General features: G+C 32.0%; 15 protein-coding genes. 11 read left to right on the top strand and 4 right to left on the bottom strand.

What is annotated here, in order from left to right; translation table 11 throughout:
* Window positions 1–33: 33 nt before the first annotated feature.
* Window positions 34–1,023, bottom strand: a complete 990-nt coding sequence (trpS, locus tag HMPREF3134_RS05405) for a tryptophan--tRNA ligase (RefSeq protein WP_070441368.1) — start codon at window positions 1,021–1,023, stop codon at window positions 34–36.
* Window positions 1,024–1,311: 288 nt separating this feature from the next.
* On the opposite strand from trpS, the gene spxA reads away from it, so the two are divergent.
* The 4 genes from spxA (at window position 1,312) to pepF (ending at window position 5,562) form a co-directional block, all read left to right on the top strand.
* Complete coding sequence (spxA, locus tag HMPREF3134_RS05400; protein ID WP_011276230.1) at window positions 1,312–1,707, top strand: transcriptional regulator SpxA; 396 nt, start codon at window positions 1,312–1,314, stop codon at window positions 1,705–1,707.
* Window positions 1,708–1,906: 199 nt separating this feature from the next.
* On the top strand, window positions 1,907–2,629 hold the full coding sequence (gene mecA, locus HMPREF3134_RS05395) for an adaptor protein MecA (RefSeq protein WP_070441365.1): 723 nt from the start codon (window positions 1,907–1,909) through the stop codon (window positions 2,627–2,629).
* A gap of 100 nt (window positions 2,630–2,729) precedes the next feature.
* Window positions 2,730–3,689 carry a competence protein CoiA gene (locus HMPREF3134_RS05390; protein WP_070441362.1) on the top strand — a complete coding sequence of 320 codons (960 nt, stop codon included), beginning with the start codon at window positions 2,730–2,732 and terminating at the stop codon, window positions 3,687–3,689.
* A gap of 64 nt (window positions 3,690–3,753) precedes the next feature.
* A complete protein-coding gene (gene pepF, locus HMPREF3134_RS05385) occupies window positions 3,754–5,562 on the top strand; it encodes an oligoendopeptidase F (protein WP_070441359.1) in 1,809 nt (602 codons plus the stop codon).
* 409 nt (window positions 5,563–5,971) lie between these two features.
* On the opposite strand, the gene yjbH is transcribed toward pepF, so the two are convergent.
* The 3 genes from yjbH to HMPREF3134_RS05370 all read right to left on the bottom strand — a co-directional run bounded on the left by yjbH (window position 5,972) and on the right by HMPREF3134_RS05370 (window position 7,827).
* Window positions 5,972–6,769, bottom strand: a complete 798-nt coding sequence (yjbH, locus tag HMPREF3134_RS05380; RefSeq protein WP_070441355.1) for a protease adaptor protein YjbH — start codon at window positions 6,767–6,769, stop codon at window positions 5,972–5,974.
* 23 nt (window positions 6,770–6,792) lie between these two features.
* Window positions 6,793–7,158: a truncated hemoglobin YjbI gene (locus tag HMPREF3134_RS05375; RefSeq protein ID WP_070441354.1), complete on the bottom strand. Its 366-nt coding sequence runs from the start codon at window positions 7,156–7,158 to the stop codon at window positions 6,793–6,795.
* Between the two features lie 87 nt (window positions 7,159–7,245).
* Window positions 7,246–7,827, bottom strand: a complete 582-nt coding sequence (locus HMPREF3134_RS05370) for a CYTH domain-containing protein (protein ID WP_070441353.1) — start codon at window positions 7,825–7,827, stop codon at window positions 7,246–7,248.
* 240 nt (window positions 7,828–8,067) lie between these two features.
* On the opposite strand from HMPREF3134_RS05370, the gene HMPREF3134_RS05365 reads away from it, so the two are divergent.
* The 7 genes from HMPREF3134_RS05365 (at window position 8,068) to fabI (ending at window position 15,141) form a co-directional block, all read left to right on the top strand.
* On the top strand, window positions 8,068–8,415 hold the full coding sequence (locus HMPREF3134_RS05365) for a UPF0738 family protein (protein WP_011276223.1): 348 nt from the start codon (window positions 8,068–8,070) through the stop codon (window positions 8,413–8,415).
* A gap of 16 nt (window positions 8,416–8,431) precedes the next feature.
* On the top strand, window positions 8,432–9,061 hold the full coding sequence (locus HMPREF3134_RS05360) for a GTP diphosphokinase (protein WP_011276222.1): 630 nt from the start codon (window positions 8,432–8,434) through the stop codon (window positions 9,059–9,061).
* Window positions 9,062–9,073: 12 nt separating this feature from the next.
* Complete coding sequence (locus HMPREF3134_RS05355; protein ID WP_070441351.1) at window positions 9,074–9,883, top strand: NAD kinase; 810 nt, start codon at window positions 9,074–9,076, stop codon at window positions 9,881–9,883.
* A complete protein-coding gene (locus tag HMPREF3134_RS05350) occupies window positions 9,880–10,743 on the top strand; it encodes an RluA family pseudouridine synthase (RefSeq protein WP_070441348.1) in 864 nt (287 codons plus the stop codon). The genes HMPREF3134_RS05355 and HMPREF3134_RS05350 overlap by 4 nt, the downstream gene beginning before the upstream one ends.
* 21 nt (window positions 10,744–10,764) lie before the next feature.
* The gene (gene mgtE, locus HMPREF3134_RS05345; RefSeq protein ID WP_070441431.1) at window positions 10,765–12,150 is read left to right on the top strand and encodes a magnesium transporter; all 1,386 of its coding nucleotides are present in this window, start codon (window positions 10,765–10,767) and stop codon (window positions 12,148–12,150) included.
* 9 nt (window positions 12,151–12,159) lie between these two features.
* Window positions 12,160–14,004 carry a monovalent cation:proton antiporter family protein gene (locus tag HMPREF3134_RS05340; RefSeq protein ID WP_070441345.1) on the top strand — a complete coding sequence of 615 codons (1,845 nt, stop codon included), beginning with the start codon at window positions 12,160–12,162 and terminating at the stop codon, window positions 14,002–14,004.
* 366 nt (window positions 14,005–14,370) lie between these two features.
* Complete coding sequence (gene fabI / locus HMPREF3134_RS05335; RefSeq protein ID WP_037535483.1) at window positions 14,371–15,141, top strand: enoyl-ACP reductase FabI; 771 nt, start codon at window positions 14,371–14,373, stop codon at window positions 15,139–15,141.
* The last annotated feature ends 117 nt before the right edge of the window (window positions 15,142–15,258 follow it).

The following is a 15,258-nucleotide window of genomic DNA, read 5'->3' as shown; positions in this document are numbered from 1 at the left end:
ATGATTTCCATGGCTATTTCTATTACTAATGTATTATCTTTTACGTCCCAATCCCATGGCACGTTCCATTTTTTTCAATGTTTTGAATGACGCTTTTTGAGCTTTATCGCGACCATGATCTAGGATTTCATCTAGTTTATCTGAATTGTAAAATTCATTATATTTTTCTTGGAAGTTAATTAAGAAATCTTTGACGATTTCTGATAAGTCTGTTTTGAACTTACCGTATCCTTCATTTTCGTACTTAGCTTCTAAATCTTTAATAGATTCATTTGTTAAGCTAGAGTAAATTGTTAATAAATTTGAAATACCTGGTTTGTTATCACGATCAAATTTAATAATTCCATCTGAATCTGTTACAGCACTTTTAATTTTCTTTGCTGCCACATTAGGCTCGTCTAGTAATGAAATAAAGTTTTTATGATTATCATCACTTTTACTCATTTTCTTCGTTGGGTCTTGTAAACTCATGACGCGACCACCTACTTTAGGCATACGAATTTCTGGTTTAACCAAAATGTCATTATAACGACTATTAAAACGTTCGACTAAGTTACGTGTTAATTCCATATGTTGCTTTTGGTCTTCACCAACTGGAACAATATTAGTATTGTATATCACAATATCTGCAGCCATTAATGGTGGGTAAGTTAGTAAACCTGCTGGAATACCATCAGTACGTTTTTGAGCTTTATCTTTATATTGAGTCATACGTTCAAGTTCTCCAACACTTGAAATTGTTGTGAGCATCCAACCTGCTTGCACGTGTGCTGGTACTTCAGATTGTATAAATAAGGTAGCTTTTTCTGGGTTTATGCCAGATGCTAAATAAATAGCCGCAAGTTGACGGATTTGTTTACGTAATTTGATTTTATCTTGTGGCACAGTAATTGCATGTTGGTCGACGATGCAAAAATAACAATCATAATCATTTTGAACATCAGCAAATTGTTTTAATGCCCCAATATAATTACCAATTGTGGGTATTCCACTAGGTTGAATTCCTGAAAATAATGTCTCCATATTAGATGCCTACTTTCTTAGTTTTAATTCATATTATTTAAATTATAACAGTATTTCTTTAAAATGTAAGTTATGTTAGTATGTAGTTATACGTTAATTCTAAGCTTTTAAATTTAGGTTTTTAGAAAATTTGAGATTTCTCAGAAAAATTAGGGTTTTCTCATTTAATTTTAATGTTAGTTGGTTATACTAATATTGTAAGGTTAAGAGGACTAAATAAATTATCATTTCTTAATCAATAAATTCAAAAATAATGAATAATATTCATTCAATAGGAGAGTGAGATGTATGGTAACATTATTTACTTCACCAAGTTGCACATCTTGCCGTAAAGCGAAAGCATGGTTACAAGAACATGACATTCCATATACGGAGCGTAACATTTTTTCTGAACATTTAACAATTGATGAAATCAAACAAATTTTAAAAATGACTGAAGACGGTACTGACGAAATTATTTCTACTCGTTCTAAAACATACCAAAAATTAAACGTTGACATTGATTCTTTACCACTACAAGATCTTTATGCGATTATTCAAGATAATCCAGGACTATTACGTCGTCCAATTATTCTAGATGAAAAACGTTTACAGGTTGGCTATAACGAAGATGAAATCAGACGTTTCTTACCTAGAAAGGTTCGTACTTTCCAATTACAAGAAGCGCAACGTCTTGTTGATTAATTTTAAAATTTAATTGAAGATTATAATAATATGAAACAGCACTATTTTAGTGCTGTTTTTTTGTAACTAAAAAAGGGAATATGTTAGTATATATAACGATTGTAAAATAGTTAAATTTAATCAAACAAATAAATTGTAATTTCCACCACGCTCTAATACAATATGGTTACTATTCATCGACTGTAAGGAGTGAGATGATATGAGAATAGAACGCGTTGATGATACAACAGTCAAATTATTTATAACTTATAGTGATATTGAAGCTAGAGGATTCAGTCGAGAAGATTTATGGACTAACCGTAAGAGAGGCGAAGAATTCTTCTGGTCAATGATGGATGAAATCAATGAAGAAGAAGACTTCGTAGTTGAAGGACCTCTTTGGATACAAGTACATGCCTTTGAAAAAGGTGTGGAAGTTACGATTTCTAAATCTAAAAATGAAGAAGCTACGAATATGTCTGATGAAGATGCAAACGAGCAATTTGAAGAACAAGTTAACGAATTACTTGCAAACACATTAGAAAATGAAGAGAGCATTGAAGATTTATTCGAACAAAGAGCACAACAACAAAAGCACTCTCATAAATCTGAACAAAAACAAACGAAACAACGTCCGAACATAAGAACAGTTATCGTTAAATTTGATGATTTAGAGCAAGTTATTAGTTATGCATATCACCATAATTTATCAACTGATGAATTTGAAGATTTATTATATATGAATGACAATAAATATTACTATGCTATTCACTTTGATGAATCAGTCAGTCAAGAAACGATTAACGATAGTTATAGTCAGATGTTAGAGTTTGCATATCCAACAGATAAAACTGAAGTATACTTAAATGATTATGCTAAGATTATTATGAGTCATAATGTAACTGCTCAAGTGAGACGTTATTTCCCAGACACAGTTGAATAATGAAAGTTTTTACCGAGGCAATGAATATTGCTTCGGTTTTTTTTGTTGAAAAGTAAAATCACCATTTCATACGTTTATTCTTATGAGGTGAGTGAAATTTATGTTAATTGCTATAAATCAACAAGGCGAGCAAGTATATGCACATCGTGCAAAGAAACAAAACAGCTATTTTTGTCCGCATTGTAGCTCACAACTACTATACAAATGTGGCACAAAAAAAATCCCGCATTTCGCGCATAAGGTTGATAGCGTATGTTATTGTGCAAAACAAGAATCCGAACAACATTACTTTGTAAAGTGTTTTATTGCGAAGATGTTATCACAACTACATTATCACGTTCAAATTGAACCTTATTGTCCAACTATTCAACAATACCCAGACATACTAGTGAATTCAAAATATGTAATTGAAATTCAATTTTCTAGAATAGGTATTGAAGAGATCATAGAACGAACAAAGGGATTTAAACAGCTGAATATGGAAGTCATTTGGTTAATTCAAGATTGTCGATATCATATGGGAAGGCTATATCTCAATTCATTTCAAGCACATTTTATTCATCCAATTAACAGGTGTTTATATGTATGGAATCAAAAAAACAAGTGTGTTGTTTTATATAGTCAAATTCAGCATATTGGTGGCAGACAATTTATCGCAAAACAAACAGTAATTAAAATCAATGAATTAGTGAATCAGATTAGTATAATGCCTACGCCATATCAACACATTTTCAAGCTAACTAAATCTGAAATACATTATTACTTGAATCAATGTAGAAGGAAAAATTCTGTCCTTGAACCATCGTTAAGCGCAATGTACCAGTTAAGATTAACAGATGAGGCTATTTATCATAACTTCGGCTACATATTCCCTTATCAACTCTATATTGAGAATCATCCAGTTCAGTGGCAATTACAATTAAAATTATTTAATGAACAAGAGTGTGATGTACATCAGCGTTTAAAAGCCTTTCTTAAATTTAGACAGATGTACCTTAACACTATTTCTATGGATTGTGTTGTCTCAGAACTCATTAATCATTACATTAAATATAGTTAAAACGTGCAATTTATAGGGAATAATGAGAAAATTATAACATTAGTTATTATAGGAGGTTTACTATATGAGTCAACAATTAACAAGAGAAGAGCAAGAACGTAAATATCCAAATGATACGTGGGATTTAACAACGATTTTTAAAAGTGATGAAGCTTTTGAAGAAGCATTAAAAGAGGTTGAAGGTTATCTAGGTAAAGAAGAGCAATTTAAAGGGCACTTAGCAGATAGTGCTGATACATTATATGATGCGCTTGCATTAGAAGATGAAATTGGTACTAAACTAGAGAAAGTATATGTCTATGCACATTTAAAACAAGACCAAGATACTTCAAACGATAAATATACAGGATTCGAGTCACGCGCACATCAACTTATAATTAAAATTAGTTCAGCATGGAGTTTCTTAGTACCAGAAATTCTTCAAATTGATGAAGATAAACTTCAATCATTTATCGAAACTAACGACAACTTAAAACGTTATGAATTTGATTTAAAACTTATCAATGAAAAACGACCACACATTTTAGATGCCGAGCAAGAGAAATTACTTACTGAGGCTCAAGATGCCCTATCTACACCAAGTAATGTGTACGGTATGTTTAGTAATGCAGATTTAGAATTTGAAGATGCAGTAGATAAAGATGGTGAAAAACATCCATTAACACAAGGAACTTTTATCAAATATTTAGAATCTGATGATCGCGAGTTACGTCAATCAGCATATAATAATTTATATAAAGCTTACGGTGCTTATAATAATACTCTAGGTTCAACATTAGCAGGGGAAGTTAAGAAGAATGTCTTTAATGCTCGAACACATAACTATAAAACAGCTCGTGAGCGTGCGTTAAGTAATAATCATATACCAGAAGAAGTTTATGATAATTTAGTAAAAACTGTGCATAAATATTTACCGTTATTGCACAGATACACGAAACTAAGAAAAGAATTATTAGACGTTGATGAGCTGAAAATGTACGATTTATATACGCCAATGGTTAAGGACGTTAAATTCGAAATACCTTATGAAGAAGCAAAAGAATGGATGTTAAAAGCGTTAGAACCTATGGGTGAAGAGTACCTTGATGTAGTAAAAGAAGGTTTGAATAATCGATGGGTCGACGTTTATGAAAATAAAGGCAAACGATCAGGCGGTTACTCATCTGGTGCACATTTAACTAACCCATTCATTTTATTAAATTGGTCAGATACTGTATCTGATTTATATACGCTAATTCACGAATTTGGTCATTCAGCACATAGTTATTTCAGTCGTAAACATCAACCATCTAATTCTAGTGATTATTCAATCTTTGTTGCTGAAGTTGCATCAACTTGTAATGAAGCATTACTAAGTGATTATATGGATAAACATTTAGACGATGAACGTCGTTTATTATTATTAAATCAGGAACTTGAAAGATTCAGAGCGACTTTATTCCGTCAGACTATGTTCGCAGAATTCGAACATAAAATTCATCAAATTGAAGAAGCAGGCGAACCATTAACTGCAACACGTATGAATGATGAATATGCTAAATTGAATAAACAATACTTTGGTGATGTTGTTGAAACAGATGACAATATTAGCAAAGAATGGTCAAGAATTCCTCATTTCTATATGAATTACTATGTATATCAATATGCTACCGGATATAGTGCAGCACAAAGTTTAAGTCATCAAATTTTAACTGAGGGTAAACCTGCAGTTGAAAGATATATTAATGAATTCTTGAAAAAAGGAAGTTCTAATTATCCAATTGAGATTCTGAAAAATGCCGGTGTGGATATGACTTCACCAGAACCTATTGAGCAAGCTTGTGAGGTCTTTGAACAAAAATTAGATGCTTTTGAAAAACTTATGAAAGCTTAGAATGACTGTATCCGTTTACAATATGTCAAGTTTGTGACAATTTTGAAATAAGGGATCTTTAATATTGAAATACCTATATTAGCGTGTTATATTATGAACATGAAATTAATCACATAACAAACATACCCCTTTGTTTGAAGTGAAAAATTTCTCCCATCCCCTTTGTTTAGCGTCGTGTAATCAGACACGGCGTTTTTTTATGCTCTTTTTTTTATAACTACCACTATCAATTAATTCCCCATTGTAGATAAATTTTATCATTGTACTTCGACGCCATTACTATACATTGCAATTGATTTATATAACAATAATAGAAACAGAGTCGTTCAACCTTAAATTGATGGGTACACAAAAATAAGCCATCCAATGCATGAATATAATCATCATTGAATGGCTATTGTTAGTTACCCTATATTCTAGGCATTTTTGATTGCCAAAAATCTCCTTCAGGATATTGAAGTTTTTCTACTTTTTGTTGTAACGCCAATTTCTTAAGTTCTTTTGTCATTAACTTTTCAGGCCACTCATATATGGTCAATAGTTCTTCCATAGTAACGAGTTGTTTCTTTTGAATATAATGCGCAATTTTAGGTGGAAGATTTTTTTCAATTGGCGTACCCATTAATTCATTAATAATATATGTGTAAATGTGATATGGATATAATCCTTCTACTTTCAGGCCTTCCTCATGAACATCTTCACTGAAAAATACGAGTGAAGGTGCTTGCTCAATTTCCATTTCTCGAGCAATGTGTAAATCTATTTTTAAACTTTCAGTTAATTTGCTTTTTTGTAAATCTTCTTTGAATTCATTGTAATCTAAACCTGCATTAATGATGCAGTCACAAATCATTTCTTCCGTAATAATATCCTTCTTAGGAATAATTTCATTTTGCATTAAATGGATGAAACGTTCCGCTCTTAAACGACCTTGTAATTCAGCCGCTTTATAAGCTAAGGCGATATTATCAAAATCAGATTTACTTTGTGCTTGGCACTTAGTAAGTACTTTCAATGAAGGGTTTAGAATATGTCTGATACGTATATATTGATTATATTCAATTCTTAATTTAGAAATAATCGCTGATAATTTAAAGCAATCTGTATTAAATGGATCAAAAAATGAATAAATTTCAATTTTATTTACAGGTGACAGATTAGCATCTTCACGACTTCTATTGTCTACAATTTTTAGTTCTTCAGCCATGTTTTACTCACCTTCAATTATATTTAGGAATTTACCATGTGGTTTGCGGTTAGACGTAAACGTTCATATAAATAGTCTCCAACACCAGCTGGAAACTGTGCTTCGGTTATTGCAGTATGCATATTTTCTAACCATGCATCTCTCTCATAAGTTGTAATTTTAAATTCCATATGTCTTTTTTTTAACATCGGATGCCCATGTTCTTTAGTATATAGGTTCGGTCCACCTAGAAATTGAGTGAGAAATTGCTTTTGTTTTCTACTCGTTTCGGCAAAATCCCCAGGGAACAAATGATTGATTCTGTCATCTTTCTCAACTAGAGCATAGAAATGATCAATCATATTATAAAGTGCTGTTTCACCTATAATATCGTATGGCGTTTTAGACATAATATCACCAATTTCCGTTAATATATTACTAATATAACATGAATTTTTACATTTAAAAGTAATTTGACTTTTTACAGCGACGTACTGCTACTTGTCAATTTGATTCTTATAGTCAAAGAAACGTTGAACTTTATTGTTAGGTACGGTGTGCTTAAGATTAAATTCTTCTAATAAACTATGAAATTTTTTCAAACCATTGTTATAGTCAGTAACTTCAAATTCTAACTCATAATCAACTTTGTCGAAATAATCACTTCGATCTAATACTAACAATTCATTTTTATAGTTCGTTTCTAAACGAGCTGTTCTTAATGCGCCTAATATAGTTAATTCATTGTCATTAATACCATATGATTCGACAATTTCTCGTATATCTTCTGGTAGTGAGTTATTGGATATTATATCACCTGTTTCAGGTATATATTTGACCATATGATTATATTCCATCAAACCTACGTCGGCTGGCACTTTTAAGGTCATTTCATATGTGTCGTTTTTAACTCGGATTCGTAATGCAGATTTATGATCTCGCAATATGAAGTTAGGAGTATCAATATAGTAGTTTATTTGAATAAAAGGTTCTTTATGTTCAAAAAAAGTATATTTAAATTTATCGTACACATCTTTACTTAGTAATTGTTTGAATTCTATTTCATTATTTGTCGCCATAATTTGCACCTCTAAATCCATTTATTTTAGTTCATTATGACTGAGTTATATAAATATTTAAAGTAATTATATATGAATAAAAGAGTAAATCTGAGTACATAAGTATAGTTTATAAATTGATTTGTCACAACATAATGAGTTTCGTTCAATAGTGTATAGACGAGTAAGAAGTGCATTTCAAACGTGTGTTATACAGTTAAATTATGTTAAACTAATAAAGAATAATAAGGAGGAACAAGCATGCGTATTTATGTAAATGAAATTAAAATTAAAGATGATGGCATTTATTGCTACTCAGAAGATCCAACTGATGGATTAGTAGAAGTAGGACAAATGCTTGTTGATAGTGATAATTACGGATTTGCCTACTTATTAGATGACGGACAATCATATGATTACTTGATTTTCGTTCAAGAAACATGGTCCATGTTGCATGAGAATAGAGGCAAGAAACTAATAGTAAACGATGACTTGGTTTTAGAACATTTTCAAGAGGAATTAGATTACATACTTGAGAATGTTGAAGGAAATAATAACTATGGTAAGGAGTTTGTTTCAGCTGTTGAAGAAACTTTTGACCTAAAGTGAAGCGGAGTGAAACAATATGAATCAATGGGATCAATTTTTAACACCATATAAACAAGCCGTTGATGAATTAAAGGTAAAATTAAAAGGTTTGCGTAAGCAATATGAAGTTGGAGAAGATGCTTCACCCATTGAATTCGTTACTGGTCGAGTAAAACCAATTACGAGTATTATTGATAAGGCGAATAAAAGGGGGATACCATTTGATAGACTACGTGAAGAGATGTACGACATTGCTGGTCTTAGAATGATGTGTCAATTTGTGGACGATATCGATGTGGTTGTTAATATGCTTAGACAACGACAAGATTTCAAAGTGATTGAGGAACGTGACTACATCAATAACACAAAACAAAGTGGTTATCGTTCATATCATGTGATTATTGAATATCCAATTGAAACATTAAACGGTCAGAAAGCCATTTTAGCGGAAATACAAATACGAACATTAGCAATGAATTTCTGGGCTACAATTGAGCATACATTAAGATATAAATATGACGGGGATTATCCAGCGGAAATTCAGCATCGTCTTGAGCGTGCAGCTGAAGCGGCATATCTTCTAGATGAAGAGATGTCTGAGATTAAAGATGAAATTCAAGAAGCACAGAAATATTATTCTCAAAAACGTGCAAAAAAACATGACTAATGAGGTGTGGGGATGCGTTATACTATCTTGTCTAAAGGTGATTCAAAATCCAATGCTTTAAAGCATAAAATGATAAATCATATGAAAGATTTCCACATGGTAGAAGATTCCGTTAATCCAGAAATTGTTATTTCTGTAGGTGGAGATGGAACTTTATTACAAGCCTTTCATCAATACAGCCACATGCTTTCTCAAGTGGCATTTGTAGGTGTACATACAGGACATTTAGGTTTTTATGCTGATTGGTTACCTCATGAAGTTGAGAAATTAATTATTGAAATTAATAACTCTGAATTTCAAGTCATTGAATATCCATTATTAGAAATTATTGTCAGATACAATGATAATGGTTATGAAACACGTTATTTAGCTTTAAATGAAGCAACAATGAAAACGGAAAATGGTTCAACACTTGTAGTTGATGTGGGCATTCGTGGTAAGCAATTTGAACGTTTTAGAGGTGACGGTTTATGTATATCAACTCCTTCAGGTTCAACTGCTTATAATAAGGCATTAGGTGGAGCACTAATACATCCCTCACTTGAAGCTATGCAGATTGCAGAAATAGCCTCTATCAATAATAGAGTATTTAGAACAGTGGGTTCACCACTTGTTTTGCCAAAGCATCATACATGTTTAATTACACCTGTTAATCATGATACCATTTTAACAACAATTGATCATGTTAGTTTAAAACATAAAAATGTCAATGGTATTCAGTTTAGAGTGGCTAATGAGAAAGTGCGTTTTGCTAGATTTAGACCTTTCCCATTTTGGAAAAGAGTACATGATTCATTCATTGAAAGTGAAGATGGACGATGAAATTTGAATACGTGATACAGCATAATGAAATGCTTAAGTCTTTTTTGCAGCGTCATCAATATTCTAAAAAGACAATTAGCGCCATTAAACATAATGGCGCTTTAATTATTAATAACAGTCATGCAACTGTCAGAAAAATGATGATGCCAGGTGATGAGTTAACTATTGCGTTACCTGATGAAACACCTAGCTCATATTTGATTCCATCACGTAATCCAATTGAAATATTGTATGAAGATGATTATTTAATTATTGTGTCAAAACCAAACTATTTAAATAGCACTCCGTCAAGAGAACATCCGCACGATAGTTTGATAGAACGTGTACTTTATTATTTAAATGTTGGTCAGTTAATCGATACATTGATCGTACCGCATATTGTTACACGTTTAGACCGTAACACTAGAGGGATTGTAATATTTACTAAGCATGGGCATATCCATCATTTAATGACGACGAGTGCAATAGATAAAAGGTATATGTGTGTATGTTATGGTCAAATGCTATTGAATGGTGTTATAGAAGAACCGATTGCTAGAGATAGCCAGAGTATTATTACTAGGAAAGTTGATGCTTCAGGAAAATACGCAAAGACTTCATATGAAACAGTAATGGCCAAACCTGAAGCGAGCTTATGTGAAATTAAATTACATACTGGAAGAACGCATCAAATACGCGTTCATTTTAATTATATAGGACATCCTCTTGTTGGTGATGATTTATATGAAGGAAGTCATCCTGAAATTCATACGCAATCTTTACAATGCTATAAAGTGACATTCATACATCCAATTTATAATAGAGAAATTGAGATAGAAATAGATTATAAATGGCTACAAAACATTTTTGCAGAATTATAATAAGATTTGGAGGTGTTGATGTTGTCATTAGAAACAGAAAATAATGACTATAATACTGACGAAGTGTATAACCAAAATTTGTTAGATGATCTATTAAAACAAGACGATATTGATCGTTTTAGAGAAGAATTTCTAGCAATGCACGAATATGAACAAAGTGAATATTTTGAAGACACTACGAATGAAAATAGACAAAAGATATTTGAATTTTTATCACCTCAAGAAGTAGGGGAATTCTTTGAACAATTAGAAATAGATGATGAAGCATATGAAGACCTTTTTGATACGATGAATGCACATTATGCTAGTAAAGTTTTAGAAGAGATGTCTTCGGATAATGCTGTAGATATATTAAATGAACTTTCGAAACCGAAAGTAGCTAGTTTGCTAACGTTAATGAACCGTGACGATGCTAATGAAATTAAGCATCTATTACATTATGAAGAAGATACAGCTGGCGGTATCATGACGACGGAATATATCTCATTAGATGCCAATACTCCAGTTAAAGAAGCATTAATGTTAGTAAAAGAACAAGCACCAGATGCCGAAACGATTTATGTTATTTTTGCCATTAATACCGATGGACAATTAGTTGGAGTATTATCTTTAAGAGATTTAATTGTAGCTGAAAATGATGCATATATAGAGGATATAATGAGTGAGCGGGTGATTAGCGTTAATGTAGCAGATGACCAAGAAGATGTAGCTCAAAAGATGAGAGACTATGACTTTATTGCAATGCCAGTAATAGATTATCAACAACATTTACTTGGTATTATTACAATTGATGATATTCTAGATGTTATGGATGAAGAGGCAAGTGAAGACTACTCTCGTTTAGCTGGGGTATCTGATATTGACTCAACAAATGATTCTGTTGTGAAGACTGCTACTAAACGATTACCGTGGCTTATCATTCTTACATTTTTAGGAATGATTACCGCTACTATATTAGGTGGTTTTGAGGCAACATTATCACAAGTTGCATTATTAGCTGCATTTATACCTATTATTAGTGGTATGTCCGGAAATTCTGGTACACAATCACTTGCGGTGTCTGTACGTAATATCTCTACTGGGGAAATTGATGAACAAAGTAAATTTAAGGTTGCATTGAGAGAAGCGGGAAGTGGCTTGCTTTCAGGATTAGTTTGTGCCACTGTTTTATTTATTATCATCGTTGTTATATATAGACAACCATTTTTAGCACTAATAGTTGGAGGCAGTCTTACTATTGCAATGACGGTTGGTACGTTAGTTGGTTCTATGATTCCGTTATTTATGAATAAACTGAATATTGATCCAGCCGTAGCCAGCGGACCATTTATTACAACAATTAATGATATTGTAAGTATGTTAATTTACTTTGGTTTAGCAACAACATTCATGTCATATTTAACATAGGGGGACAAAATGGAGTTCTTTTCACTAGTCATTGTAGTTCTAGCAGCATTTTTTACACCAATTATTATAAATAGACTGAACATCAATTTTTTACCAGTGGTTGTAGCCGAAATCATCATGGGTATTATTATTGGACAGTCTTTCTTAAATCTAGTACATAAAGATAGTATGCTTAATATATTATCAACGTTGGGCTTTATCTTTTTAATGTTTTTAAGTGGTTTAGAGATTGACTTTAGCACTTTTAAAAAAGATAAGAGAAATCGACAAGGTACGAACAAACATGAAAAAGATGTACCAAGCCATCTTAATTTAGCGCTAACCGTATTCGCATTTATTATGATTATATCAGTAATATTAGCTTACGCGTTCAAATGGTTAGGACTCGTAAATGATGTGTTATTAATGATAATTATCATATCAACGATATCACTAGGTGTCGTAGTGCCTACTTTAAAAGAAATGAATATAATGCGTACAACTATCGGTCAATTTATATTATTAGTAGCCGTATTGGCTGACCTAGTAACGATGGTACTGTTAACTATTTACGGTGGTATCAATGGTAGTGGTAATGGTTCAGTTTGGCTTTCAGCAATTTTACTTGTATTTACTGCTATTTTCTATATACTAGGCGTTGTATTTAAGCGTATGAAATTTTTACATCGCTTAATTGGTGGTACTACACAAATAGGTATAAGAGCAATCTTTGCATTAATTATTCTATTAGTTGCACTTGCAGAGGGTGTAGGTGCTGAATATATACTAGGCGCATTCTTAGCTGGTGTGGTTGTATCCTTACTGAAACCAGATGAAGAATTAGCGCATACACTCGATTCATTTGGATACGGGTTCTTTATACCAATCTTCTTTATTATGGTTGGAGTTGATTTAAATATTCCGTCATTAATTAAAGAACCATCATTATTATTAATTATTCCAGTGCTCATTCTAGCTTTTATTATTTCAAAATTAATTCCAGTTTTCTTTATTAGACGTTGGTTTGATAATAAGACAACGATAGCATCAGCATTTTTACTTACTTCAACATTATCATTAGTTATAGCATCTGCTAAAATTGCAGAGCAATTAAATACAATATCATCTGAAATGTCAGGCATTTTGATTTTAAGTGCAATCATCACGTGTGTGTTTGTACCGATTATTTTCAAGAAAGTGTTTCCAATTCCGGATGAGGCTAATCGTAAAATTGATATTGCATTAATTGGCAAGAATCAATTGACGATTCCAATTGTGCAAAACTTGTCACCACACTTATATAATGTGACATTATATTATCGCAAAGATTTAGGAGATAAGCGTAATTTATCTGACCATATAACTGTTGTAGAAATAGCGAATTATGAAGAACAACTCCTAGAAAGATTAGGGCTATTCAATCAAGACATCGTAGTTTGTTCTGCTAATGATGATAGTCTTAACCGTGATGTGGCAAAATTAGCCAAAGCACATGATGTTAAACGCGTAATTTGTCGACTTGAAAATAGTAACGAAGATGAAGAAATGAAAGGTGAAGGTATTGAAGTATTCAGTAATTTCATTAGTAATAAAATCTTCCTACAAGGCTTAATTGAAACACCAAATATGTTAAACATTTTAAGCAATGTTGAAACATCATTGTATGAAATTGAAATGTTAAATCATCAATATGAAAATATTCAACTACGTAATTTCCCATTTGGTGGAGATATTATCTTCGTTCGAATTATTCGTAATAATGAATCAATCGTGCCTCATGGTGATACACAACTTAGATACAAAGATAGACTTATCGTAACGGGTTCAAAAGAATACGTAGATGAATTAAAATCAGATCTAGAATTTTATTATTGATTTAGAAAAAATCAATAACAGGCGTCAGGGGTGGGACAGAATTCTTTTTAAATTCATGGTCCCACCCCAACTTGTTTATCTTGTAGAATTTCTTTATAAAAATCTTTCTTGCTAGGGCACCGCTCGAAAGGATGACTATAACTGAGAATACGCAATTTTTTGGCTCTCTCAGTTCAGTCAGCTTCTGCGAATTTGAAAAATAGCATCATTATATTATTTATGGACCAAGCTCTCATGTATGACCAGGTAATAATATTGCTTTATCATTATGAAGCAAAAATGGTAAAATGATAACGTTAGATTAGTCTACATTGTTTGTACAGTGAGATTAAGATATAAAAAACGATGATTAAGGAGTTATTTCGAATGATTAATCTTGAAAATAAAACCTTCGTAATTATGGGTATTGCTAATAAACGTAGTATCGGATTTGGTGTTGCAAAGGTATTAGATCAATTAGGGGCTAAACTTGTTTTCACATATCGTAAAGACCGTAGCCGCAAAGAATTAGAAAAATTATTAGAACAATTAAACCAAGAAGATCCAAAATTATATCAAATCGATGTTCAAAAAGATGAAGATGTAGTAAATGGTTTCGCTAAAATTGGCGAAGAAGTAGGCAATATTGATGGCGTTTATCACTCTATCGCATTTGCAAATATTGAAGACTTACGTGGACGTTTCTCTGAAACATCACGTGAAGGTTTCTTACTTGCGCAAGATATCAGTTCATATTCATTAACAATTGTTGCGCACGAAGCGAAGAAAATAATGCCAAACGGTGGTAGTATTGTTGCAACAACATACCTTGGTGGTGAATTTGCCGTTCAAAACTATAATGTAATGGGTGTAGCTAAAGCAAGTTTAGAAGCTAATGTTAAATATTTAGCTTATGATTTAGGCCCGGACAACATTCGAGTAAATGCTATTTCTGCTGGTCCAATTCGTACATTAAGTGCTAAAGGTGTTGGTGGTTTCAACACAATCCTTAAAGAAATTGAAGAACGTGCACCATTAAGACGAAACGTGGATCAAGAAGAAGTAGGTAAAACAGCTGCTTACTTATTGAGTGATTTCTCAAGTGGCGTAACTGGTGAGAATATCCATGTAGATAGTGGTTTCCACGCAATAAAATAATAAATTAATTCAATTACTTGGTGTGTATAGCACCAAGTTTTTTTGTTTACAAAAAGAAGTGAACTTGAATGCATTGTAAATTCAAGTTCACTCCTGAAACGTTTTTTAAATTTATAT

It is taken from the genome of Staphylococcus sp. HMSC14D10, assembly GCF_001808125.1.
Classification (GTDB): Bacteria; Bacillota; Bacilli; order Staphylococcales; family Staphylococcaceae; genus Staphylococcus; species Staphylococcus haemolyticus.
This window is presented reverse-complemented; position numbering and strand designations above follow the sequence as displayed.